The following is a 24,628-nucleotide window of genomic DNA, read 5'->3' as shown; positions in this document are numbered from 1 at the left end:
GCGGGGAACCGGCCCTCGCGGCGAAGTCGCGGCGGGCGCTACCCCTGCCGGTGGTACCCCGGCCGCGCGGCGATCCGGGCAGTGGTACCGGCGCGCCGGGCAGGCTCTGACTGGGGCAGCTCACCGTTTGCCAAACGTTGTTGTGTCACTTGAAATTTCCCGCATGGCAATGACTTCACGCACCATTCGGATCGGCGATCAGTCCTTTCCGTATTCCTTCGGTGAGGACTGCCTCGACGAGATCGCCGCGGAGATCGCCGGTTTGGCCGCGGACACCCTGGTCTTCGTGACCGACGATCACGTGCTGGAGTTGCACGGCCGGGCGCCGGCGCGGCTGGCGGGCGCGACGCCCTCGATCACGCTCAGCCACCGTGCCGGCGAGTCCATGAAGACCCTGACCTGCCTGACCGCGCATCTCGAGACCGCGCTGCGCGCCGGGGTGACGCGGCGTTCGGTGGTGGTGGCCTTCGGCGGCGGGGTGCCCGGAAATCTGGCCGGGCTCATGGCGAATCTGCTGTTCCGCGGGGTGCGGCTGGTGCACATCCCGACCACGACGATCGCGGCCATGGACTCGGTTCTCTCGCTCAAGCAGGCCATCAACAGCCCGGTCGGCAAGAACCACATCGGCACCTATTACGCGCCCACGGCCGTCTACACCGATGTGCGGTTCTTCGGCACCCTCACCGCGCGGGAACTGCGATCCGGGCTGTGCGAGATGGCCAAGAACTGCCTGGCCATTCATCCGGCCGCGCTCGAACAGCTGCGCGCCGTCATCGATTCCGGCGCGTCGGCCACGCCCGCCGCGCTGCGCTGGCTCCTGGACGCCAGCATCGCGGCGAAATCGGCGGTCACCCGGGCCGACACCTTCGAACGGGGGTCGGGGCTGGTGCTGGAGTACGGGCACACCGCCGGGCACGCCATCGAGATCTGCGATCACCGGGCCCGGGGCGCGGCGGGGCTGTCGCACGGCGCGGCGGTCGCGGTGGGAATGCTGGTGGCGGCGCATGTTTCGCACGCGCGCGGCCGGCTCACCGAGCGAGAGCTGCGGGTGCACTACGAGATCGTGACCGGGCTCGGGGTGGAACCGCGACTGCCCGCCGCGGTGCGCATCGCCGATGTGCTGTCGGTGATCGGCGACGACAACAAGAAGGGCTATCTCGACTCCCGGTCGGACGCGGTGCCTTTCGTTCTGCTGGACGCTCTGGGCACACCGGCCCGCACCGGCGCGCTGCCGCTGGTGCACGTGTCGGTGGACGAGATCCGGGCGGCGCTCGAGGCGCTCGCGCTGCCCGCCGCCAGCGTCCGCGCCGTGGGCGTGTGATGCTGGCCGTCGACGGCGGCGCGCCGATTCGCGCCGGGCGAGCCTGGCCGGTATGGCCGCAGTACGACGCAGGCACCGAACGCGCGTTGCTCGCCGCGCTGCGCTCGTCGCGCTGGTCGGTGAGCTGGTACGCCCCGGACGGTGGCAAATCGCGGGAGCGGCGTTTCGCCGAGGAGTTCGCACGCTACACCGGGGCGGCGTACGGGGTCAGCGTCGATCACGGCTCCAGCGCCCTGGTGATCGCCCTGGAAGCACTGGGCGTCGGGCCCGGGGACGAGGTCATCGTGCCCGCGCTGACCTGGGTGGCCCCCGCGACCGCCGTCCTGCGGGTGGGCGCGCTGCCCGTCCTGGTGGACGTGGATCCCGGGACCGGCTGCCTGACAGCGGATCACGTGCGCGGCGCGCTGTCCGAGCGCACCCGCGCGGTCATCGCCGTACACCTGGCGTGCACCGCGGCGCCCGTCGACGAACTCGCGGCGCTGGCGGGCGAGACGGGCGTCGCGCTGATCGAGGACTGCTCGCAGGCGCACGGAACGCGGTGGAACGGCCGCGCCCTGGGCACTTTCGGCGATATCGGGGTCTTCAGCCTCGGCGCGGCCAAGACCCTGGCGGCCGGGGAGGCCGGGGCGGCCGTCACCGACGATCCGGCCCTGTACCGCCGCATGCTCATGCTGCGCGCGGATTCACGAGGCTACCTCGCGGACGCGCCGCGACCCGGCGAATACGAACTCGTCGAGGACTGCGAGATCATGGGCGGCAACTACTGCATGTCCGAGCTGACCGCGGGCGTGCTGCTGGATCAGCTCCCCCGGTTGGACGCCCAGCACGCCCACCGGGCGGTGCGCGCCGGCGAACTGGAGGCCGGCCTGGCGGCCCGCGCCGGGCTCGGCGCGATTCCCGTTCCGGCGCAGGTGGATCGGCGGGCCGTCTACGAGTTCGGCATTCGCTTCGAGCCCGGTGCGTTCGGCACGGCCCCGGTCGAGCGGGTCGCGGCCGCGCTCACCGCCGAACTCGGCACCAAGGTGTATCCCCCGCGTCCGCCCCTGCATCGCAGCGCCCTGCTGCGCCCGCGGACCAAGGCGCGCTTCGCCCGGATCTGGGACGGCGCGAGCACATCCGGGCGCACCTTCGCCGGGGCGGACCACTACCGCGAGCACACCCTGCTGCTGCATCACAGCGTGCTGCTGGGCGAACGCGGCGACATCGACGATCTGCTGGCCGCGCTGGACAAGGTGCGCGCGGCGTACTCCCCGCGCGATACGGCCCCGGAACAGAAAGTGGCGGTATGACTTCGGAGTTGCTGTCGGACTGGGACAGCCGGGTATTGGACGACATCGCGGTGCGCCGCGCCACCGAGGCCGATTGGGATGCGCTGCGGGACTGCTACTTCCGCGCCTTCGGCGGCGTGCACACCCGCGACTTCGACCTCTGGAAGCGGCAGTTCCGGTCGGCTGATGTGGCGGTGGCCGAGGATGTGTCCGATCCGGCCGCGCCGTTCATCGTGGGCACCGCCTCGGTGATCCGCATGCGGGTGACGGTACCCGGCGGCGGGCAACTGAGCGTCGCGGCGTGCGCGCAGGGCATGGTGGCCACCACACATCAGAAACGCGGTATCTACGCCAAGATTCAGAGCGAGCTGGCCGCCATCGCGCTGTCGGGCGGCTCGCAGGTGCTGGCCGCGATGCCGGGCCCGGGCGGGAACTACGGCTACGTCGGCGTCGGCGCGTACGCCCGCCGGCTGCGCGTGGATCGCAGGCGCTCGAAACTGCGTGCCGCGCCCGGTGATTCGGGACCGGCTCGCGAGCGCCGGTACTCCGAGTCGATCCCGCTGCTGCGCGAGATCTACGACCGCTGGCAGCGCGCGACGCCGGGTGCGCTGAGCCGCAACGAGTTCTGGTGGCCGAGCACCTTCGCCGACGACTCCTGCGTGATCACCCACCCGGACGGATACGTGATCTACGACCTGACCGGCCCGACGGTGCTGGTCCGCGATTTCTGCGCGGTCACCACCGCCGCCCATCGCGAGCTGCTGCGCTGTCTGCTCGGCCACGGCGAGTACGACACCGTCGAGATGACCACGGCCGTGGACGATCCCACCCCGCTGCTGCTCGAGGACCTGCGCACGGCCGCGGTGGCCGGCGTCGCCGCGAGCCTGTGGATGTGGATCCTGGACCTGCCGGCCGCGATCGCCGCGCGCACCTTCGCCGCCGACTTCCACGGCGTGATCGAGCTGGCCGACCCGTGGGGAATGAGCACGGGCACCAGCGTTCTCACCGTCCGCGACGGCGCGGGCACGTGGACCGATGCCGGACCCGTCGCCGCCCCGGATCTGCGCATCGGCCCGCTGGAGCTGACGAGCGTCTACTTCGGCACCCACTCGGTCACCGAACTGCACCGCGCCGGCCGCGTCGAGGAGTTCACCCCGGGCACGGTCGCGGCGCTGGACCGGGCGCTGGCCGTCGCGCGGCGGCCCTTCAACAACACGGCTTTCTGATCACGCCGATCCGCACGAAGGCGGCGCGAATTCGCCGGGCCGAGCACTGTACCGCCGCCGGAACACGGACCCTCCGAAACGGCGGAGCGCATCGGCCTCCGAGGTGGATTCCAGGCCCGCGCACGATCCGGCGCCGGCCGTGCTGCCTCGCCGACCGGACCGGGCTCCTGTGTCCCCGAGGCGAATCCGGCCCGTCCAGCTGCTTTCGTTCGACGCGACCTCGACTCGCGTGGCGTGCCGACCGACCCGCACAACCCAGAAAGGTGGAATCACCGTGATGTATCGGCTGTGGATCATCGAGGCGGTGCGCGCCCGCGTACCGGCGAGCAGCGAGGTGGCGGCATGACGCGCGCGGAGAGCGTGCCCGGCACCTGTCCCGTGACCGGCGGTGCGGGCCTGACCCGGATACTCACGCCCACCGGCGATTCCGCCTGGCTGGCCACCGGTTATCACCTGGTACGCGAATTGTTCGCCGACGTCCGGCTGGGACGCTCGCATCGCACGCCCGAGACCGCGGCGCGGATCGGCGAGTCCGCCTTCTTCGGCGGCCCGATCGGCAATTTCGACACCGAGCTCGACGACCACGCGCGCATGAAATCCATTCTGCAACCGCACTTCTCACCGGGTCGCATGCGCGCGTTCCGGCCGCGCGTCGAGGCGGTCACCGCCGAGTTGCTCGATGGCCTGGCGGCCCGCGGCGGGTCCGCGGACCTGCACGCGGAATTGGCGGTGCCGCTGCCGTTGCAGATCATCTGCGAGCTGCTCGGGGTGCCGTTCGAGGATCGGGACAGCTTCCGGGAATGGACGGCCGCCGCGGGTGACGTGGCCGATCGCGGCAAGGCCGAACAGGGCGCGGCCGACATCTTCGGCTACTGCCGGAAATCGGTGGAGCACAAGCGCGCTCACCCCGGCGACGACGTGACCTCGCGACTGTGTGCGGATCCCGAGCTGACCGACGACGATGTCGCCATGTTCGCCATGGTGCTGCTGTTCGCCGGCCACGAAACCTCGGTGGTGCAGATCGGGGTGGCCGCGCTGATGCTGCTGGCGGAGCCGGAGCTGTGGCGGACCCTGCACGAGCGCCCGGAGCTGGTGCCCGCCGCCGTCGACGAATTGCTGCGGGCCTGCGAGCCGACCAACCTGCCGCGCTACGCCCGCACCGACCTGGAGATTCGCGGGGAACAGGTCGCCGCGGGCGATCTCGTACTGCTCGGACTGACCTCGGCCAATCACGACGCGACCGTGTTCCCCGATCCCGCCCGCGTCGATTTCGCCCGCGCGCAGGGGCAGCACGTCACCTTCGGCTTCGGCGGTCACTACTGCATCGGCGCACCGCTGGCCCGCATCGAAATGCAGGCGGCGATCGGGCAATTGACCGCGCGCTTCCCCACCATGGCGCTGGACGCCGCCGCGGGGGCGCCGGTTCAGCGGGAGGAGGTCTTCACCCGCGGCCTGACCGCGCTCCCGGTCACGTGGTGACACCCGGCGGAAAGGTTCACAGCGGGTGTTCCCGTGCAGGCAGCCGGGGCCGTATCGCGAGTTCGGGGGTGATTTCAGGGATATCCCGGTTGCAGGAACCCTTTTCGCTGCCGATGCTGGAGATGTGAACCCCCCGCTGGACCCCGGCTCCACCCCGTTGTCTTCCGCACCGCGCGTGGTGACACCGCACCAGGTGCACGATCTGCGCGGTGTCGCGATCCACCAATTGCGTTATCCCGCAACGGCGGCGGTCATTTTCGCCGGGGTGCCGGGGGCGGGCAAGAGCACCGCCCTGCGCAAACTGTTCGGCAGCACCTCCGACGCGGTGCGCCCGGCGATGAGTCCCGACGGGGCCCTGCTGCTCGATTCCCAGCATTCGCGCAACTGGTGGCAGCCGCGCCTGGACGCGGTCCCGTACCCACTGTGGCTGCCGATCGTGCACGTCACCCACTACCTCCGCATCCGGATGGCGCTGTTCCGCGCGGCCGGACCGGTCGTCATCCACGACTGCGGCACCCGGAACTGGGTGCGCTGGCTGGTGGCGACGTGGGCGCGGGCGGCGGGCCGGACCGTGCACCTGATCATGATCGATGCCCCGGCGGAATTGGCCATGGCCGGGCAGATCTCGCGCGGGCGCGAAGTGGGCCGGATGAGTTTCCGCTGGCACTGCCTGCGCTGGCAGCGCCTGATCGGCCTGGCCGGCGCGGGCGTCAAACCGCGTCCCGCGCCCACGTCCGTGGTCATCCTGGATCGGGCGGCGGTCACCGCCCTGGGCGAGGTCACGTTCGCGGCCTGACGGCGGGGTTCCAAGCCCCGTGACCCACGTCACCGACATTCGAACCTGTGAGCCGGATCGCAAACTATTGCCCACATCAGCCGCGGTGATGTGTTCTTGCTATACGGCTGGCGCCAGTCGCTTCCATATCGGCATCACGCAGTACTCGACACATTTCCCCGGGCCCGAGCGCCCACGCCGGAAAGCGAGTCATCATGCGCGTCTCGAAGCGATTCACCCGGCTCGCCGTTCTCCTCGGCGCCGCGACCGTCACCGGTTTCGCAGTAGCCGGAACAGCCTCCGCCGCAACACCGTTCGTGATTCCCGACGTCGGCGCGGCCGGGGTGGAGTTCAGCCCCGGTGAAACGCGGTCGCTCGCCGACAGTCCGGTGCCCACGCTCGCCGATCGTTATGTGCCGCATACCGCGCTGAGCGTCGGCATCCAGCCCGACTCGACGCTCCCGCACGACGGTGACCGGGTGTTCGCCGGGATCAACGAGATCGTCCGCGAAGCGGCGTCCCGGCCGGGTGGGTCGGTCGATGTGCTCGTGGATTCGGAGGGCGTGGCCGTACTCCAGGTCTGGTAGCCCCGGACCGGCCACGGGTGACCGGGACTTCACCGCACCCTCCGGTAAAGACTGTGCCCCATGCCATTCCGGCGTGGGGCACAGTCTTGTCGGGCGCGCGGCACGGTCGTGCCGGTGCCCGCTCAGGGCACGAGCACCTCGAGCGCGCCGGGCCGGGACACGAAGGTGGCCGGGAGCATGCCCGCGGGATCGCCGTCGGCGGTCGCGGGCGCGTTCGGCGCCGACAGCACCACTTTCGCCGCCCGGTACTGCCCGGCCGCCGGATGATCGATGCGCTTGCCGGAGGACAGCGCGGGCAGCAGCCGCAGCAGGTCCAGCCGGGACATCTTGCCCACCACGGTCAGATCGAGCAGCCCGTCGTCGATGACGGCGTCGGGCGCGATGAGCATGCCGCCGCCGTAGGTCCTGGTGTTGCCGACCGCCACCATGACGGCGTCCAGTTCGATCACCGTGCCGTCCGGGTGGTCCGGCGAACCGTGCAACTCGATGCGATAGGGCACGGCCAGCTTCCCGGCCAGTTCGATGACCGCGGCCAGGGTGTAGCGCAGCGGGCCCTTGGGCCAGACCAGAGCGTTGGCACGCAAGGTGACTCGCGCGTCGAAGCCGGTGCCGGTGACCGTGGCGAACCACATGGGCCGGGCGGCGTCCTCGGCCTGGACCGTGCCCAGGTCGATGGTGCGGGTATTACCGGCCAGCACGACGTCCACGGCCGCGGCGGTGTCGTCGGGCACTCCCACCTCGCGGGCCAGGTCGTTGCCGGTCCCGCCGGGCACCAGGCCCAGCGGGACGCCGGTGCCGACCAGCGCCTGCAACACCACGCAGGTCAGGCCGTCGCCGCCGGCGGCGACGACGGCGTCCGGGCGGGCCGCGGGATCGGCCAGCGCCGCGCGCACCTGTTCCTCGGTATCGGCCGCGGACGCGCCGCGGATCTCGGTGACGGCCACGCCGCGCGCGGCGAAACGATCGGCGGCGGCTATGCCCACCTGCACGCCTTTGCCGTGACCCGACAGCGGATTGGTCACGAGCAGAATCGAGCGAATCTCTCTCACGGAATGAGCTTCCCAGGGTTGAGGATGCCTGCGGGGTCGACTTCCCGTTTCACCGCGCGCAGCACGCGCACGCCCAGGTCGCCGATCTCGGCGCCCATCCACGGCCGGTGGTCCGCGCCGACGGCGTGGTGGTGGGTGATGGTGCCCGCGGCGTCGACGATGGCGTCGCCGGCCGCGCGCTTGGCCACCGCCCACTGCGCCAGCGCGTCGTCGGCCTGTTTGGCGACGATGGTGAAGTACAGCGAGGCGCCGGTCGGGTACGTGTGCGAGATGTGGCACATGACCAGGGCCGGGGTGCCCTGCGCGGTGAGCGAATCGGTCAGGGCGGCGGTGACTTTCGCCTTGAGGTTGGCGAGATTGGACCAGGTGGTAGCGGTTTCGAGGGTCTCGCACAGAATTCCCGCGTCCAGCAGGGAGTCCCGCAGGTAGGGGGCCGAGAAACGGCCGTGCTCCCATTCGCGGGCGGGGGTCTCGCCCAGGGCGGTGCCGCCGGCGGCGCGCAACAGATCGATGGCCTCGGCGCTGCGGGCCGCGACGTGGGCCGCGGTGCCCTCGAAGGTGGTGACCGCGAGGCAGCCGCCGACCGCCGCGCCGCCGATGTCCCCGGCGCGCGCGAGATTCAGGCCGGTCTCGGCCTCGTCGGACAGGCGCATGACGGTGGGCGCCGCACCCGCCTGGATGACCGTGCGCAGCGCGGCCGCGCCGGTGGCGAAGTCGGGGAACGACCACGCCTGGTAGGCGGTGGTCTCGGGCACCGGATGCACGCGCAGGGTGACGGTGGTGATGATGCCGAGCGCGCCCTCGGAACCCGAGAACAGTTCGCGCAGATCGGGTCCCGCGGCCGAGGCCGGGGCGCGGCCCAGGTCGAGACTGCCCGCGGGGGTGGCCACGCGCAGGCGCTGGATCATGTCGTCGAAGCGGCCGTAGCCCGCCGAGGCCTGCCCCGAGGAACGGGTGGCGGCGAAACCGCCGATGGTCGCGTATTCGAAGCTCTGCGGGAAGTGCCCCAGCGAAAGACCGTGCCGGGCAAGCAGTTCCTCGGCCCGGGGACCGGAGAGGCCGGCGCCGAGGGTCGCGGTGCCGCTGACGGGATCGACCTCGGTGAGGGTGTCCAGGCGGGCCAGGTCGATCGCGATGACGGTGGCGAAGGCGCCGCGCGCGGGGTCGAGGCCGCCCACGACGCTGGTGCCGCCGCCGAAGGGCACCACGGCGATGCCCGCGCCGGAGCAGTACTCGAGCAGGGCCTGGACCTCGTCGTGCGAGGCCGGGAAGACGATGGCGTCGGGGGCGTCCTGCGGGCCGTCGGCGCGTCGGCGCAGCAGGTCGGGGGTGGATTTGCCGCCGGCGTGCAGCAGGCGATCGCGGTGGTCGACAGAGACGTGATCCGCACCGACCACCGCGACGAGCCCAGCCCGGTGTTCCGGCGTTAGGGTCGAGTCACGCAGCGGCACGTCGCCCTCATCGCGACGGGTCGCCGGTTCCGCGGACACTCCGAACACCTGCGTGAGCAAGCCCCGAATCTGCTCCGAGAGCGGTTTGTGTCCGGACGGGGAGCCCCAGGCGTCCCACACCATACTCGCGCGGACCTGCGGCTCGCCCGGGTTTCCCGGCGAAGCGAATGCTGCTTGTGTGTCGACCATGCGTTACAGTCTGACATAGAATGTCAAGCAGTAACGAGAACTGCCGATCGGACCGGTGATGGAAGGGTGGTACCCATGGCTTCGACCGAACCGTCCTCCCGCGATCTCGCCACCCCCGAGACCGTCTCCGCCGTCGATCGCGCGATCCTGGACGCCGCCCGCGCCTGCGTGGCCGAATTCGGGGTGCGGCGCACCACGCTCACCGAGGTGGCCCGGCGGGCGGGCGTGAGCCGGCCGACGGTGTACCGGCGCTGGCCCGACACCGGGTCGCTGGTGGCGGATCTGCTGGTGCGCGAACTGCGCGAGATCATCGCCGGGGCGGTGCCCGACACCGGAACGGCCCGCGACCGGCTGGTGGCCGCCATCGTCGGCGGCGGGTCGACGATCAGGCGGAATCCGCTGTTCGCCAAGATCTTCCGCACCGACGCCGACGTCATGCTCACCTACGTGTTCGAACGACTGGGCCGCAATCAGCGCGCGCTCATCGAGTTGTTCGCGGCGGCGGTGCGAGAAGGCCAGGGCGACGGGTCCATTCGGGACGGCGACCCCGAACGGCTCGGCACCATGCTGCTGCTCATGGCGCAGTCGGCGGTCCAGTCCGCGGGCACGGTCGCCGAACTGCTCGACTCCGCGCACCTCGACATCGAACTCGCACACGCCATCACCGGATATCTTGCGCCCCCGGCGCCGTAAGCGCCGCCCGACCGGGCGGCTTCCTTCGACCGCAGCACCCGCTGCACCGCATCGAAAGGTCCTGTCATGACCGGCACTTCGGCTCACCCCGGCTCCGCCCTCAACGCCGCGCGACGCGAGCGTGAACTGCTCGCGCTGGGCGCGGGCGAGACCATCGACATGCTGGTCATCGGCGGCGGGATCACCGGGGTGGGCATCGCCCTGGACGCGGCCGCGCGCGGTCTGCGCACGGTGCTGGTGGAGAAGCACGACCTGGCCTTCGGCACCAGCCGGTGGAGTTCCAAGCTCGTCCACGGTGGGCTGCGGTACCTGGCGAGCGGCGGGGTGGGCATCGCGCACGAGAGCGCGGTCGAGCGCGACATCCTGCTCACCCGCACCGCACCGCATCTGACCCGTGCCCTGCCGCAGGTGGTCCCGTTGCTGCCGACCATCGGCGCGGCGCAGAAGACCCTGGTCCGCGTCGGTTTCGCCGCCGGTGACGTGCTGCGCCGGACCGCGGGCACCTCGGCGGCGGTGCTGCCGCGCTCGCGGCGGGTGGCCGCGGCCGAGGCGCTGCGCTACGCACCGACCGTGCGCCGGGCCGGGCTGCGCGGCGGGCTCATCGCCTGGGACGGGCAGCTGGTGGACGACGCGCGCCTGGTGGTGGCGATCGCGCGCACGGCCGCCGCGCACGGGGCATCGGTGCTGACCCGGGTGGCGGCCACCGAGGTCACCGGCACGACGGCGACGCTGCGCGACGAGCTCACCGGCGAAACCCTGTCCGTGCGAGCGCGTTCGGTCGTCAACGCCACCGGCGTCTGGGCGGATCAGGTGGATCCGAGCATCGAGTTGCGGCCCTCGCGCGGTACGCACCTGGTGTTCGACGCGGCCGCCTTCGGCGGGCTCACGGCCTCGCTGACCGTGCCGATTCCGGGCAGCACCAGCCGTTTCGTGTTCGCCTTCCCCGCCGCGCACGGGCGCGTCTACCTCGGGCTGACCGACGAAGAGGCCCCCGGGCCGGTACCGGACGTGCCGCACGCGACCGAGGCCGAGATCGACTTCCTGCTCGACACCGTCAATACGGTGCTGCGGGAACCGTTGCGCCGGGAGGACATTCGCGGCACCTTCGCCGGGCTGCGGCCGCTGCTGCGCACCGGCGCGGACAGCACCGCCGACATCTCCCGCGAGCACGCGGTGCTCACCTCACCCACCGGACTGATCACGGTGGTCGGCGGCAAGCTCACCACCTACCGCCGGATGGCCGAGGACGCGGTGGATGCCGCTGTCGCGCACGCGAAGCTGACGGCCGGCCCCTGCCGCACCCGGCAGCTGCCGCTGGTCGGCGCGGTGACCGGGGTGGCCCGCGACCGCATCCAGGCCCCGACCCGGCTGGTCGAGCGGTACGGCAGCGAGGCGGCCGCGGTACTGGACCTCGTCCGCGCCGACGCCACGCTGGCCGAGCCGGTCGCGCCCGGGATCGACGTTCTCGCAGCCGAGTTCGCCTTCGCCGTCAGCCACGAGGGCGCCCTGGACGCCGACGATCTCCTGGACCGCCGCACCCGGATCGGCCTGGTCGACACCGACCGCAAGGCCGCCGCCCCCGCGGCGGAGGCGGCATTCGACGGGCGCTGAGCGGGTTCACCTGTCGGGGCATCGCACCGAGATCGAGCCGGCGGCGACTTCGCCGTGGACGGTCGTGGCCCGGGTCAGTGCAGGACGATGCAGCCCGAGCCGGTGAGCAGGCCGGTGCCGACGGTGATGTCGACGTACGGGACCACGTCCGCGCCGGGGACCGTGTGCTGCACGATCTGGAGGCGGTGGACGCCGGGGGTGGCGGGAGTCCAGTGGGCGATCGCGATCCGGCCCGAGGGGACGGCGGTGGCGAAGGCTGTGCCGTTGTCGTAGAACACGACCGGGGCCGAGGGATCGTCCACGTAGCCGTTCACCGGGTAGGTGCAGCCGGCGCCGTAGTTCGTCGCCCGTCCGTAACTGAGGCCGGGTTCCACGCCCACCCGGGTGGCGGTGGCCCCGGCGGGAGCGCACAGGACGGTGAGCGCCGCGGCGGCCGCGATGGCGGTTCCGGCGCCGCGTACGGCGCCGCTGGTGTCGATCGTGCCCATAGGTTCGGTCCTTCGGGTACGCCGGAGCCGGATGCACCGGCACGATTGTTCGATCCTCGCGCCCCGGGGGTCACTTCGGGCAGTATTGCCACGATCGGGCGGATTCCGTGTCGGGACCGCCGGCGTGTGAACGGTCCTATGCTTGGCAGCGATGTTGTGAGCGCCGGACAAGGAGGCGCGAATGGGGCGGATACCGACAACAGTCGGATTGCTGCGCGGTGAGGGGTTGATCGCGCGGTTCGGAAGCGTGGTCCTCTACCTCGCGGGGACGAGCAGGTCCACCGAACGGATACTCGGCGCGGCCGAGACGGCGGCGGGGTCCGCGGATCCGGGCGTGGCCATCGCGCAGCGGCTGGCCGCGACGGTTTTCAGTGGCGGGTCCGCGCAGCCGCCGTCGTTCGGGGTGGTCGCGCCCACCGCCGGCGGCATCCTGGTGCTACTGCGCGGGCCGGTGCGCGCGCTGGTCGAGGGGCCGGAGGGCGCGCGCGAATTCTCCGGTGTGCGCGCCATGACCTGGGCCGACGAGATCTTGCGCGATCCGGTGCGGCGCCTGACCATCGCCGCGGACAGCACCGAGGGCGGGGAGATCCCGTATACGAATCTGCGCGTCGGCGTGGTTCCCGGCGGTGGGTTCCTGATGCACGCACCGCCTTCGGGGTTGCCCGCGCAGCGCGGGAACACCGGGTCCACCCCGCGCCAGGGGGCGTCCGGTGCGGCGGCGACGCCGGTGCCCGGCGGGTCGGGTGAGTCCCGCTCCGACCCCGTGTTTGCCCGGCCGGGGCCGGTCGCTATCGGTTCGCCCGGGGCGGGCGGATCATCGGGCGCGAGTGGATCATCGGCTTCGAGCGGTGTGCCAGGCGCGAGCGGGTCACCGGGTGCGAGCGGGACGCCAGGCAGAGGCAGGCCACCGAGCGCGGGCGGATCGCCTGGCTCAGGCGGACAACAGGCCGCGGCGGGTTCCCCCGGGCCGGTGCCGGACCTCACGAATCGTGCTCCCCTCCCTACCCCCTCGCACACCCGCTTCGCGGCGCCCGGCTCCCCCGAGCGAGCGCCGGGCAACCGGGGCCCGGGACCGGATTCGGGTCCGCTGCCCACGCGGGCCGAGCCGGGCGCTTCCGCCGCCTCGACCCCCGCCGGCCTCGATGCATCGCCCACCGGATACGTGGGGCCCGGCACACCCGGCGAATCCGCCGGTGGCCGCCGATCCTCCGCCTCGGGGCCGAATCCACGGCCCGGGAGCGCGACGGGCAAGCGCCATCCGGAGCCGCCCGAGACGCAGGCGGCGGGGTCGTTCGGCCGCCCGGCCGAGCTGCCCGACGCACCGGCCTCCGGGCCCGTCGGCCGGGCCGGCAACCGCCCGGCCCCGCCGCCCGAACGCCGGGCCGACGGCGGGCGGCCCGCCGAGCCACCGCCGACGCGGGGCACCCCGCGCGCGGAGCCGCCACAGCCCGCGAGCGGTCCGCTCGGCCGCACGGAATCGCCTGCCCCGCAACCTGAGCGGCCTGCCGCACGGGAGCAGGCCCTGCCGGACCGGCCGCTGGACCCCAACGACCCGCAGGCGGCGATTCCCACCGAGACCCGTGTCGTCCCCAGAATCGACGACGAGGCGGACGGCAGCGCACCGGAGGGCCTGACCGTTCCGGATTCGGCTCCCGCGCAGGGTAATCAGCCGCACGCCGGTCCACGACTATCGAAAGACGCTGCGCCGGAACCCGGTTCGGGCGCAGCTGCGGAAACCGCGCGCCCGGGTGACGCCGGGTCGCCCGCGGGCGCCCGGCCCGGGCGGGCGGGCGGACCCGAGCCCACCCGCCCGGATCCCGCCGATCTGCCGCCGACCGCCGCGTTCGACGCCGAGGCGGCCGCCGCCGAGCCCGCGGCCACCGAACGCGCCGGCGGGCGCGGCCCGGTGCCCCCGGAGACCAGTGCCCTGGGCCCCGTCGGCGGCGCGCTCACCACCGCGGACGGCGCGATCTATCCCCTGGATCGCCCGTATGTGATCGGCCGCGATCCGCTCATCGACGAGTCCGTCCGCCGAGCCGCCTCCTCCCCCATCGTGATTCCCCGCGATCGCCACGTATCCCGGGTCCACGCCTACGTTTTCATCGAGAACGGCATGGTCCTGATCCGCGACGCCGCCACCCCCGGCGGCACGTTCGTCGCCGCCCCCGGCGCCCAGGACTGGATTCGCGTGGGCCAGCGCCCCCACGAGCTCAAACCCGGCTGGAGCCTCCGGATAGGCGCCCGCATCCTGACCTATCGCCCCGAACAACCCCGCCGCTGACCCCGGACCCTGGGGCGACGTCGCTACCAGCGCCCCGAACGGTGAACCGAAGTAACTGCCGCCCAGTTACTTTCGTGGGTCACGATCCGCCAAGCGGCTGCGGCCCGATCGCTGAGAGAACCGGGCCCCGAGTGCGCGGTCCGGTGGGCGACCGCGTAGCGGGTCGAGCGGTCAGGCGGGAGCGATCGTCGCCAAAGGGGTCCAGTCACCGGCGCGGAGGGAACCGTGGAGATGCGGCGGGAGGGCGGACCGGGACCGGACGGCGGACTGGGCAGCGGCCAGGTCGGCGGGGTGGTGACCGAGGACGGTCGCACCCACGCAGCGGCCCGCGGACAGGACCAGGGCGCGATAGGACGGGGCACCGGCGTTCTCGGTGACGATCACCTCGTCGCCGGGGGCGGGGACGGTGCGGCCGATCGCGAACAGTTCCAGGCCGACGCCCTTGAGGAGGGTGGCGGGGAGCTCGGCGGTCAGAATCCGGTTGCCGCCCAGGGCGTTCACGGCGGCGGCCTCGGCCTGTTCGGCGGCGACGGGCCACAGCCCGGGCACGCGATCGCGGTGTTCGGCGACGTCGCCGGCGGCGTAGACGTGCGGGGCGGCGGTGCGCATGCGGTCGTCCACCAGAATGCCGCGCGCCACCGGAAGACCCGCCCGCCGGGCGAGGTCCGCGTTCGGCGCGATGCCGGTGGCGGCGAGGAAGAGATCGCACGGCAGGGTGCGACCGTCTGTCAGGACGGCGGCCCGCACGGCGGGTTCGCCTACCAGGCAGGCGGTTTCGGCGCCGCGGCGCACCTCGATCCCGAGTCGGGTGAAGTGCGCGAGCACCAGCTCCGAGCAACGCGGGTCGAGCTGTTTGCTCAGCAGGCGGGGGCCGCGTTCGAGCACGGTGACCCGTAAACCGAGCTGGTGCAGCGCGTATGCCGCTTCGAGGCCGAGCAGGCCGCCGCCCGCGACCAGGGCGCGGGCGGATCCGTGCTGCTGGGCGTAGGCGCGAATGCGCAGGGCGTCCGCGGCTTCTCGCAGCACGAAGCTGCCGGGACGGTGCAGGCCCTCGATGGGCGGGGCGGCGGCGCTCGCGCCCATGGCGAGCACCAGGCGGTCGTAGGGCAGCACGTCGCCCGTGCCCAGGTGCACGCGCTGGGTGCGCGTATCGAGCCGGGTGGCAAGGGTATTGAGCCACGGCGTGATCTGGTGCTCGGCGTACCACTGTTCGGGCAGCAGGTGCAGGCCCTGCATGGCCGAGCGGCCGTACACCAGGCGGGAGATGCCCATGCGGTTGTAGAAGTCGTGGGATTCCCGTCCGACGAGATGGATCTCGCAGTCCGGATGCCCGCGCCGGACGAAGTCGGCGGCGGTGACCCCGGCGATGCCGTTGCCGATGATCACCACGCTCACGATGGAACGGTCGAAACGCACTGTGGTGCCGCCGTTTCCGGTGCCCGGCTGCGGGGTCAGCGACACCCGCACCGCGCCGCTGCCGAGGCGGGCGGCGCAGGCCATTCGGGTGTTCTCGGCGAAACCCAGCCGCCGCAGCGTGTTTCGCTCGTCGCTGCCGACCGGGCCGAGCAGCTCCGCGCCCGCGAGCACCGCCACCGGGTCGGCGCCGCACACGCCCATCCGGCAGCCCACCTCGAGCGGGAGGTGTGCGCGTTCGGCGCAATCGAGCAGGCTCATGCCGGGGTCGGCGGTTACCCGGGTGCCGCCCGGCTCGAACGTCACCGAAGCCGCTGCCGCCGTGGGACTCTCGGGCGCGGTGCGCGGCCGCGGGAAGGGCAGCAGGACCGGCGCCGTGCGCGCGCCGGTGGTGAGCGCGTACTGGAGTTCGCTCACTCGGGTGCGGGCGAGGAACGCGACGGTCGCGGCCAGCATCAGCAGGCTGATCGGCCAGCGCAGCCAGGCCGCCTGCAGTCCGGTCAGGGTGTGCAGGGAGGTGAGCAGGGCGGGCCCGGCGAACCAGTAGAAGATGTTCAGCGCGAGCGCGGCGTAGCCGGCGGCCAGCATCGGGGTGGAGATCCCGGTGGTGGATTCCAGGACGAAGAACACCCCGACCGCGGCCAACAGGAACAGTGCCAGCAGTTCGAACCGCTGCGGGGCGGCGATGCCGTCGCTGCCCGCGAGCACGAAGAAGCCGAGAACGAAACCCGGCAGGGCGGCGGCGAAGAGCTTGCGCGCCATACCCCAGCCGGGATCCGGATCGTCCAGATCGGCCTGGTACGCCGCGCGCGGGCTGAAGTCGAAGCAGTTCTTGGCGCAGCCGACGCAGGGCTCGCAGTGATTGTTGGGCACGGTCACGAACGGCGTCTGCCCGTAGGCGCGCTGCACCGGGAACAGCGGGCAGATGCTGCTGCACCAGCCGCTCTTGCCCTTGAACAGCACCCCGCCGGTCCCCGCCGCCACCGCGACCGCGAGCAGCACCCCGCCGGTCGCCACGCCGCTGCGGTCCAATCCGGCCAGCCGCGATCCGGCGATACCGAAGAACAGCGCCACGGCGATCAGGTATCCGCGCCGCTGCACCCAGCCCGGCAGGGTGGCCGCGCGGCTGAATCCGAACAGCCTGGGCACCTGGTTGATCGCCGCCAGCGGGCACACGTTGCGCCAGAGCCCCGGGGCAACGAGGAACAGGCCGGGCAGGACCGGAACGACCACGCCGAAGAACAGCGGCAGCCCGATATCGGGCCGGACGAACAGCGTGAGGATCACCGCGAGAAAGACGCCGACACTGACGGCTCGCAGCCCCCGCCACACCCGCACCGGAACACGCGCGGTCATGTCCATGAAGGTGGGGAACATGTTTCGCGTCCCGGTCGGGTCGATGTCGAGGAGGCGTTCGGCCAGGGCCGTCCCGGGCCCCGCCCGCCACTCGCCCGGCGGTGGCGGCGCGGGCCGCCCCGCCGGTTCGACATGGGTGTCCACCCCGATCTCGGGCGGCGCGTCCGGGCTCGGTGCGCGCAGGACGATGATCTCGGTCCGCCCGAGCCGCACCACATCCCCCACCGCGAGCACCTGCCGCCCCGCGAGCGCCACCCCGTTGACGGTGGTCCCGTTCCTGCTGCCCAGGTCGACCACCGACAAGCCCGTGGGCGTGGGCACCAGTCGCACGTGCCGGCGGGAAACCTCACTGTCGGAGAGGATCTCACCGCCCTCCCCGCGCCCGAAGATGACCGGCCCCGCCAGTCGCCGCCGCCGCGCCGCCCGCCCCCACTCCCTGATCTCGATGACCGGTTCCGCACCCATCGCCGCGTCCCCCTCCCGGCACACCCATCGGATGGTCACCCATATATCGACGAAAACTCCTCCGCCGCTACCGCTCTCCTCGGATCGGGCAACCGTTCCCCAGCCCGTGCACCGCCCGTAGCTTGACGGCGCGATGGCGCGCATCCCGCGCACAGGTCCGGTCGGTCGCCACGGCTCGCCTTCCAGCCGGACCGATCCCAGCCAGGCGCACGGTCCCGACGCGAAGCCCAGTCTCGGCACAGACTGCGCGAACTCGCCGCCGCACCCGACTCCGGCTGCGCGAATCCCGTGACCCGGGTCCGGTCGGTCGCCGCAGCACTCCTCCCGGAAGTTGACGCTCGGCGGGGCGCACGGTCCCGAGGCGAAGCCCGGTCTCCGTGCAGGCTGCGCGATCTCGCCGCAGCACCCCATCGCGCCGGGGCTCGGGGCACGGGCGCGGGTGGGCGGGTCAGGAACGTTCCCGTAGGCGCAGCACCCGGATGTAGCGGTAGCGCTTGCCCATGCGGCGCAGGCCGACCGACGCGGTCGCGCCGGTCGCGGCGGCCAGGGTGGCGGCGACCGCGAGGGCGGGGATCGTGGGCTCGTGGGCGAGCAGCAGCCAGGACGCGGCGGCGAGGGCGATGCCGAGGAGGGCGGCGCTGACGGTGAGGCCGATCGTGGCGGCCACGCGGGCGCTGCCGCGGCGCAGGGACCGGGCGTTGGACTCGGTGTAGGCGGCGGCGAACAGGGTCAGCAGGACGATGACGGCGGCGGTCGCGGTGGTGGTGCCGCGCTGGGCGGTGTGGACGCCGAAGCGGTAGGTCGCGACGTCGGAACCGTTGCGGGACAGCGCCAGTTCGCCGGTCAGATCACCGGCCAGGACGTAGGGGTTCACGGGCGCCGGGAGGTCGGCGGCACCGTCCCGCAGGGGTGTCGTGCTGCCGCCGATGGTCCTGCCCAGCAGATTCACCGACAGTTCGGCGCTGTCGGCGTCGATTCCGTCGAGCGTGAGCGGTATCGGCTTGGACAGGTCCAGTTCCACCGCCCGCGCCACGGCCGGATCCATACCGGCGATCCGCACCGTCCCGGGGGCGGGCAGGTCGCGGTCCGGCGCGCTGCCCAGCCCGAGCAGCGTCGCGCCGGTGACGAGCGCGGCCAGGACGCCGGCCGAGATCAATGGCACCCGAGGCGATGTCAGCCGCACCACCCGCTGCACCGGCACGAGGTCGTCGCGGTCGACATCGATCAACCGAACCCCGTCGTGCCGCATCGGCTCGAGCGGGCGCACCCGCAGCAGCCCGACCGCCATCCGGCCCGCGTGCTGCGGCTGGTTCGGCGGCAGGATCCGCTGCGGTGCGCTCGGCGTCGAAAACCGCTGCCCGGCAACGGGTCCGTCGGATCGCGAGCCGTCCGCGCCCACGTTCCCCGCGGCGCCGGGGTGCGCCGGATGCGGTCCGCCGCCGGCTCCGGGACGCTGCCCGCCGGAGTACCCGTCCCGCCGCACGGTCGGCACCCGCTGCTCCGGATCCGCGTCCCGCCGAGTCGGCCACAGCGGCGTCGCGGGCCGCACCACGGTTTCCGGAGCGGACGCCGGGGGACGAACCCGGCCCGCGTCCGGATTTCCGGGCCGGGGCGAGCTTCCACGCGAATCCTGCTGTGCACCGGATGCGTTCGCGCCGTCGGGAGGCCGGTTGCCGGCCCAGCCGGTCTGCGCGCCGCTGGGCTGCCCCGGCCGCCCCTGCCCGCCCGGACGACGTGGCCCGGCAGACGGTACACCCTGCCCGGGCGGCAGCACACGCGGATTGCCGCTGTTCTGCGGCCGCCCCGAAGGAGCTTGCGCCCCAGCGCCGCTGGCCCTCGCAGATACAGCAGGCCCGTACGGTGGCGTCGCCGGATTTACGAGAGTCTCGGCGGCACCGGCATTCTCGCCGGTTCCCCCCGCACCCGCTCCCCGGCCGAACACACCGGCTCCCGATCCCTGCCCCGGCATCGCTGCCCCCGGTACTCGGCCCGGTGCCCCCTGATCTGATCCCCGACCGGGAGCACCCGCGGTGGAGCCCACACCACCCGAGCCTCGGGGCGTCGCCGGATTGACGGTTGTTTCCGCGGCACCCGCCGGTTCCCCCGCCGCGCCGGATCCGGGCACTCGATTCGACTGTCCCGGCGATCCCGGATGATAGGAGCGTTGAGACACAGCGGGATTGACCGTTGTCTCCGCCGACGACGATGACTGCGGCCCGTACTGCCTCGCCTGCGTCGCGGCCGGAGTCGCGGGGTTCAGCACGGTCTCCGGCGCTGACGCCCGCTGTGCATCGCGTTGCCCGCCAAGAGCCCTCGGCTCGCTCGCGTCCGTCCACGGTCCGTGGGGTCCCGGCGGATTGGCGGGATGCGGCCCGGCCCCCATCGCTGACGCCTCGTGCGCACCGCGCTGCCCGCCAACGGCCCCGAACGCGTCCGCATCCACCGCCGCGTCAGGGGTTCCTAACTGATTCGTGGGATTCGGACCGGACCCCGCTGACTGCTGCTGTGGGACAGGGCTGTTCGGACCGGGGCGGGTCCGGCCGGGGCGATAGGCCGGGTCCGGGACCCGGCCTACCGGGTGCGGTGGGGTCGCTGGGTTGAGAACGGTTGGCGGCGACCCCGCATTCCGTTGCAATGCGGTGGTTTTCGGGTCGGGAACATCACGGGTGACCGGGTCGGACGGGGGCACCGGACCGTATGGGCGCGGGGGTGTCCCGGCGCCGTGTGGCCGCTGCGGGGTGTCGGCGACCACCGGGGTGTGCGGGCGCGGGGGTGTCGCGGGGTTGAGCAAGGTCGGTGGGGCCGACAGGGGGCGAGGCGGGGTGTGGGGGCGGGAGTGCGCGCCGCCGGTGGCCGCAGCGGCTATGGTGTCCGCGCCGATCAGCGGAATGCCCACGGGGGTCAGCCAATTGACGCCCCAGCAGTGGGCGGCGGGCTCCGCGAGGGCGATACCGAAGGACTCGGCGGTGGCGAAGCGGTCGGCGGGGTCCGAGGCCAGACCGCGCATGACGGTGTCGGCGATCGGCTGCGGGACGGCCGGCGCGACCCGGGCGAGCGGAATCGGCTCGCCGTAGGCGTGGGCGAAGAGCATGGCGACGGCATCGGTGCCGGGCGGAAAGGGCAGCGCGCCGGACAGCAGTTGATAGAGCATCGTCGCCAGGGCGTAGACGTCGGTCGAGGGCGAAAGCTCTTCACCGCGAACCTGTTCCGGCGCGATGTAGGAGGGCGTGCCGACTATGTCGCCGGCCCGCGTCACCAGGGTCTCGGCACCGCCGATGATCTTGGCGATGCCGAAGTCGGTGAGTTTCAGCGTGCCGTTGGCCGCGAACATCAGGTTGGACGGCTTCACGTCGCGGTGCAGGATGCCGTGCCGGTGCGCCGCCTCCAGTCCCGCCGCGCAGGCCAGCGCCACCGCGACCGCCGCCGTGGCCTCGAAACCCGCGGTGACGAAACGATTCTCGACCGTCCCGCCGGGCAGGAACTCCAGCACCAGCAGGCACAGATCCTCGTGCTCGATGTAGTCGTACACCGGCACCACGTGCGGATGGTCGAGCGCGGCCATCATGCGCGCCTCGTCCACGAACCGCCGCCGCACCTGCGCGTCGTCGGCGAACTGCGGCGGGATCTGCTTGATCGCCACCCGCCGCGCCAGCCCGCGGTGCGTGCCCGCCAGCACCACCCCGCACCCGCCCCGCCCGACCTGCCCGTCCACCTCGTATCCGGGCAGCGCCGCGCGCACCCGGGCGATGTCACCCTGCTTCAGATCCCGCACGCTCATCCGGTCACTCCACCGGGCCGGAACCGCTGAACACCGGGCGTGGTGCGAATGGTGGGTTCGTCGGCGCCGGGTTCGCTCGAATCCGACATCACCGCACCAGGTTTCCCCATCTCTGGCGGCAAGCTCACCGCCTGTGTCGGTTCCTCGCTCGGCGCCGGTTGCCAACCCCAGCGCCGGGGCGCGGCGGGGTCGGCGGGACCGTCACCGCCGCTGCCCGGCACCCCGGCGACCGAGGCGGGCGTGCTGGGCAAGCCCCCGTCGAATTCGTCGCGCGGTGCGGCGTCGGCGCGGGCGGGCGACGGTAATCCGGATCCCGGGCCCAGCCGCCCGGCGGCGAACGACGCCTCCGGCCCGCCGGACCAGGCTCCCTCCGGGTTGCCGCCCGTGCGAGCATCCGGCGTGAAACCCGCCCCCACCGCGGCGAATTGCCCGCCGTCGCCCGACGGCTCGGCTCCGGACGCGGCGGTGAAGCCCATCGCGTCGAGTTCGCGGGCGGCGGCCAGGTCCTCGGGGTCGAGGCCGAGGTAGTCGGGACGCGTGGGGGTCGGCGAGAAGTAGCCGGCGAGGAAGAACACGGTGGCGGTCACCCCGGCCAGCGCCAGCCACAGCGAGGTCGCCGGAACCCACCAGCGCGCGACCGAGGCGGTGAAACCGATCATCAGGCCGATGCCGATTCCGGGCGCGAGCACCCGCAGCCCGCGCTGCCAGCGATTGGCCGCGAGCCGGTGCCTGGCCACGCTCAGCGCCGCGTCGGCGATCGCCAGCAGGGTCAGCACCGCCATGATGATCCCGAACAGGCCGTACACCGACGCCAGCGAACCGCGCACGTCGATGACCGTGGGCACGGCGCCCACCGGTTCGCCGTCCGCCCCGATGACCGTCAGGTCCGAGCCGATGAGACCGGTCGCCTGCCCGTCCAGTCCCGCCGGATCGAGCCGATAGGTGAGCTTGCCCGTCGCGCCTGCGGCCACGGTCAGTTCGACCGAGGTCGAGTAGGAGAAGAAGTTCAGGCCGAGCACGTGGCCGGTGAGATCGACGCGCCGCACCGTCACCGGGTCGGCGGACCGATTCTCGAGCTCCACCGTCACCAGCGCCACGGTGGCGGGCTCGAGGCGCACCGGATCCCGCGCGCCGGCGCCCGCGATGTCCCGGCCGTCGACGGTGGCCGTGACGCGCACCGGCTCGGCCGCGGTGGCGGGCGTGATCGCGAAACAGGCGGCCAGGCACAGCAGGACGATCGCGAGGGGTGCGAGGCGAAGCCTGGTCATCGGGGCCTCCGAGCGGGCAGATGGGATACCAGGCGGTGGCCGTAGAACCAGCCGCCGACGAGCAGGAAGAACAGCAGGACGGTCGCGGTGGCCGCGCCGCCCCCGACCTCGCTGACCAGCACCACGTCCAGTGCGGCCGCCAGGGTGGGACCGCATTCGGCGGTCACGTCGTGATGGCCGATCTCGGTGGCGCCGGTGGCCAGGGTCGTGTCGAAGCCGCCGTCCGCCCGGGCGCGGGTATCGGCGACGGCGGTGCCGCCGATCGAAACCTGCACCCGCGCACCGGGATCGCAGCCGCGCCCCGCCACGGCAACCGGCGCACCCGGCGACACCGCGGGCGGGGTCAACTCCAAACCGGCGCCCGCCGGGAATACGTCATTCGATCCACCGGTGGTGCTCGGATTGCCCGCGCCCGGTTCCGGCGTGACAGGTTCGGGCGTCACATCGGGTTCGGTGGTCACCCCCGGCCCCGGATCGGGCTGCCCGCCACCGGATCCGGGGTTGCCGCCGCCCGGGTTGCCGCCACCGCCGTCCACCCGGCACTGCCCGTCCGCCGGGCGGGCCGAACCATCGGGGCACCGCTGCTCGGGGCATGCGCCGGTTGCCGGTTTGTCGGATCCGTCGGGACATTTTTCCGGAGGGCACTGCCCGTCGGCCGGCTTGGCGGACCCGTCCGGACACTTCGTGTCAGGGCACTGACCGCTCGACGGTTTCGCGGACCCGTCCGGACACTTGGGCACCGGGCATTCACCACTCGACGGCTTGGCCGATCCATCCGGGCACTTGGGCACCGGACATTCACCACTCGACGGCTTCACAGACCCGTCCGGACACTTCGTCACCGGACACTCACCACTCGACGGCTTCACGGACCCGTCTGGGCACTTGGGTACCGGACATTCACCACTCGACGGCTTCACGGACCCGTCCGGACACTTCGTCACCGGACACTCACCACTCGACGGCTTGGCCGATCCATCCGGACACTTCGGCTCCGGACACTCACCGTCGCTCGACCGGGTGACGCCTCCGGGGCAAGGCGGCGTGGGACATTCGCTCCCGTTCGGGACGGTCGAGCCGTCGGAACAGGTGACCGGCGGGCACTGGCTGCCGGCAGGCATCGTCGTGCCGTCGGGGCAGGTCCTGGTGGTCGGGCAGACCCCATCGGCGGGCTGCACCGATCCGTCGGGGCAGTACTTCGGGTCCGGTCTGGTCTCGGGGCAGCCGGTCGCCGGTTTCACCGTGCCGTCGGCGCAGTACTCGATCGGGGTGCCGCAGCCGCCGCTGTCGAAGCAGCGGTCGGCGCCACCGTCCTGATTGTCACCACCGTCCTGATTACCGCCGCCGTCCGGCGACCCGCCGTCTCCGGTACCTCCGCCGTCACAGCCCGTACCGCTGCAATCCCCGCCCGCGACGCCGGGCGGGGTGGCCGGGGCCGGATCAACCGTCTCGGTGACGGGCGTATCGCGTTGGGCGAGCGCGATTTCGGCGGAGAACACTTCCCGAGCCGGCAGCGTGTACGCCTCGACGGCGGGAGCCGAGGGCGTGTCGGAGGCCGAGAGTCCGCCTGTCACACCGATTACCAGCAGTGCCAGCACGATGGCGAGCCCCCGCTGTGCGAGGTTCGAAACGCGTATGCGGCGTGCGGCTTTCACGCACCGGAACAGTGCTCCGGCGGGCGGACCGAAATATGCGCGTGTGTCCATCCGGCGTAACCTCGCTGGTTCGATGGTAAGGCCCGGGAGCATGACCGCGATGTCTTCTCACCCAGGCGTTACACACCGGTGCCCGGGCCCGAACAGCCTGTGAACCCGGCTGCCGACCACTCGAGTCCACGCTGATGAATCGCGAAAGGCCCGGTGCGCGTTCACACACCGGGCGGGGGATCGCCGCCCCCACTATCGGGGGCACGCGGGCCACGTTCGTCGCT

At 72.6% G+C, this 24,628-nt stretch carries 17 protein-coding genes; 10 read left to right on the top strand and 7 right to left on the bottom strand.

Features of this window, described 5'->3' with window-relative positions:
• The first annotated feature begins 163 nt into the window (after positions 1–163).
• The 6 genes from ACWDOP_RS19090 to ACWDOP_RS19065 all read left to right on the top strand — a co-directional run bounded on the left by ACWDOP_RS19090 (position 164) and on the right by ACWDOP_RS19065 (position 6,656).
• Positions 164–1,321, top strand: coding sequence for a 3-dehydroquinate synthase family protein (locus ACWDOP_RS19090; RefSeq protein ID WP_456346159.1), 1,158 nt, complete (start codon positions 164–166; stop codon positions 1,319–1,321).
• Positions 1,321–2,610 (top strand): DegT/DnrJ/EryC1/StrS family aminotransferase, encoded by a 1,290-nt coding sequence (locus tag ACWDOP_RS19085; RefSeq protein ID WP_456346158.1) that lies wholly within the window; start codon positions 1,321–1,323, stop codon positions 2,608–2,610. Before ACWDOP_RS19090 ends, ACWDOP_RS19085 begins: the two co-directional genes overlap by 1 nt.
• On the top strand, positions 2,607–3,815 hold the full coding sequence (locus ACWDOP_RS19080) for a GNAT family N-acetyltransferase (protein WP_456346157.1): 1,209 nt from the start codon (positions 2,607–2,609) through the stop codon (positions 3,813–3,815). The genes ACWDOP_RS19085 and ACWDOP_RS19080 overlap by 4 nt, the downstream gene beginning before the upstream one ends.
• Before the next feature lie 342 nt (positions 3,816–4,157).
• Positions 4,158–5,294: a cytochrome P450 gene (locus tag ACWDOP_RS19075; RefSeq protein WP_456346156.1), complete on the top strand. Its 1,137-nt coding sequence runs from the start codon at positions 4,158–4,160 to the stop codon at positions 5,292–5,294.
• 124 nt (positions 5,295–5,418) lie between these two features.
• Positions 5,419–6,090, top strand: a complete 672-nt coding sequence (locus ACWDOP_RS19070) for an AAA family ATPase (protein WP_454203169.1) — start codon at positions 5,419–5,421, stop codon at positions 6,088–6,090.
• Positions 6,091–6,284: 194 nt separating this feature from the next.
• Complete coding sequence (locus ACWDOP_RS19065) at positions 6,285–6,656, top strand: hypothetical protein (protein WP_456346155.1); 372 nt, start codon at positions 6,285–6,287, stop codon at positions 6,654–6,656.
• A 122-nt stretch (positions 6,657–6,778) separates the two neighbouring features.
• Here the strand turns inward: ACWDOP_RS19065 and ACWDOP_RS19060 are convergent, their stop codons facing one another.
• Positions 6,779–7,705: a YegS/Rv2252/BmrU family lipid kinase gene (locus ACWDOP_RS19060; RefSeq protein ID WP_456346154.1), complete on the bottom strand. Its 927-nt coding sequence runs from the start codon at positions 7,703–7,705 to the stop codon at positions 6,779–6,781.
• On the bottom strand, positions 7,702–9,279 hold the full coding sequence (locus ACWDOP_RS19055) for an FAD-binding oxidoreductase (RefSeq protein WP_456346253.1): 1,578 nt from the start codon (positions 9,277–9,279) through the stop codon (positions 7,702–7,704). Before ACWDOP_RS19055 ends, ACWDOP_RS19060 begins: the two co-directional genes overlap by 4 nt.
• Positions 9,280–9,420: 141 nt before the next feature.
• Between ACWDOP_RS19055 and ACWDOP_RS19050 the strand changes: the two genes are divergently transcribed.
• Positions 9,421–10,038, top strand: coding sequence for a TetR/AcrR family transcriptional regulator (locus tag ACWDOP_RS19050; RefSeq protein WP_456346153.1), 618 nt, complete (start codon positions 9,421–9,423; stop codon positions 10,036–10,038).
• Positions 10,039–10,104: 66 nt separating this feature from the next.
• Positions 10,105–11,649, top strand: coding sequence for a glycerol-3-phosphate dehydrogenase/oxidase (locus ACWDOP_RS19045; protein WP_456346152.1), 1,545 nt, complete (start codon positions 10,105–10,107; stop codon positions 11,647–11,649).
• A 74-nt stretch (positions 11,650–11,723) separates the two neighbouring features.
• Here the strand turns inward: ACWDOP_RS19045 and ACWDOP_RS19040 are convergent, their stop codons facing one another.
• A complete protein-coding gene (locus ACWDOP_RS19040) occupies positions 11,724–12,137 on the bottom strand; it encodes a hypothetical protein (protein WP_456346151.1) in 414 nt (137 codons plus the stop codon).
• Between the two features lie 181 nt (positions 12,138–12,318).
• Here ACWDOP_RS19040 and ACWDOP_RS19035 point away from each other — a divergent pair, with 181 nt between their 5' ends.
• Entirely contained in the window at positions 12,319–14,418 is a 2,100-nt protein-coding gene (locus tag ACWDOP_RS19035) for an FHA domain-containing protein (RefSeq protein ID WP_456346150.1), read from the top strand.
• 171 nt (positions 14,419–14,589) lie between these two features.
• Here ACWDOP_RS19035 and ACWDOP_RS19030 read toward each other — a convergent pair whose 3' ends face one another.
• The 4 genes from ACWDOP_RS19030 to ACWDOP_RS19015 all read right to left on the bottom strand — a co-directional run bounded on the left by ACWDOP_RS19030 (position 14,590) and on the right by ACWDOP_RS19015 (position 23,234).
• Positions 14,590–17,652 carry an FAD-dependent oxidoreductase gene (locus ACWDOP_RS19030; RefSeq protein ID WP_456346149.1) on the bottom strand — a complete coding sequence of 1,021 codons (3,063 nt, stop codon included), beginning with the start codon at positions 17,650–17,652 and terminating at the stop codon, positions 14,590–14,592.
• Positions 17,653–18,100: 448 nt separating this feature from the next.
• Positions 18,101–21,430, bottom strand: a complete 3,330-nt coding sequence (locus ACWDOP_RS19025; RefSeq protein ID WP_456346148.1) for a protein kinase domain-containing protein — start codon at positions 21,428–21,430, stop codon at positions 18,101–18,103.
• Positions 21,427–22,698 (bottom strand): hypothetical protein, encoded by a 1,272-nt coding sequence (locus ACWDOP_RS19020; protein ID WP_456346147.1) that lies wholly within the window; start codon positions 22,696–22,698, stop codon positions 21,427–21,429. Before ACWDOP_RS19020 ends, ACWDOP_RS19025 begins: the two co-directional genes overlap by 4 nt.
• A complete protein-coding gene (locus tag ACWDOP_RS19015) occupies positions 22,695–23,234 on the bottom strand; it encodes a hypothetical protein (protein ID WP_456346146.1) in 540 nt (179 codons plus the stop codon). The genes ACWDOP_RS19020 and ACWDOP_RS19015 overlap by 4 nt, the downstream gene beginning before the upstream one ends.
• 508 nt (positions 23,235–23,742) lie before the next feature.
• Between ACWDOP_RS19015 and ACWDOP_RS19010 the strand changes: the two genes are divergently transcribed.
• Positions 23,743–24,015: a hypothetical protein gene (locus tag ACWDOP_RS19010; RefSeq protein ID WP_456346145.1), complete on the top strand. Its 273-nt coding sequence runs from the start codon at positions 23,743–23,745 to the stop codon at positions 24,013–24,015.
• Positions 24,016–24,628: the final 613 nt, after the last annotated feature.

This window comes from Nocardia sp. NPDC003693 (genome assembly GCF_053981095.1).
Note: the sequence above shows the minus strand (reverse complement) of the source record. Positions and strands in the feature narration are given on the sequence as shown.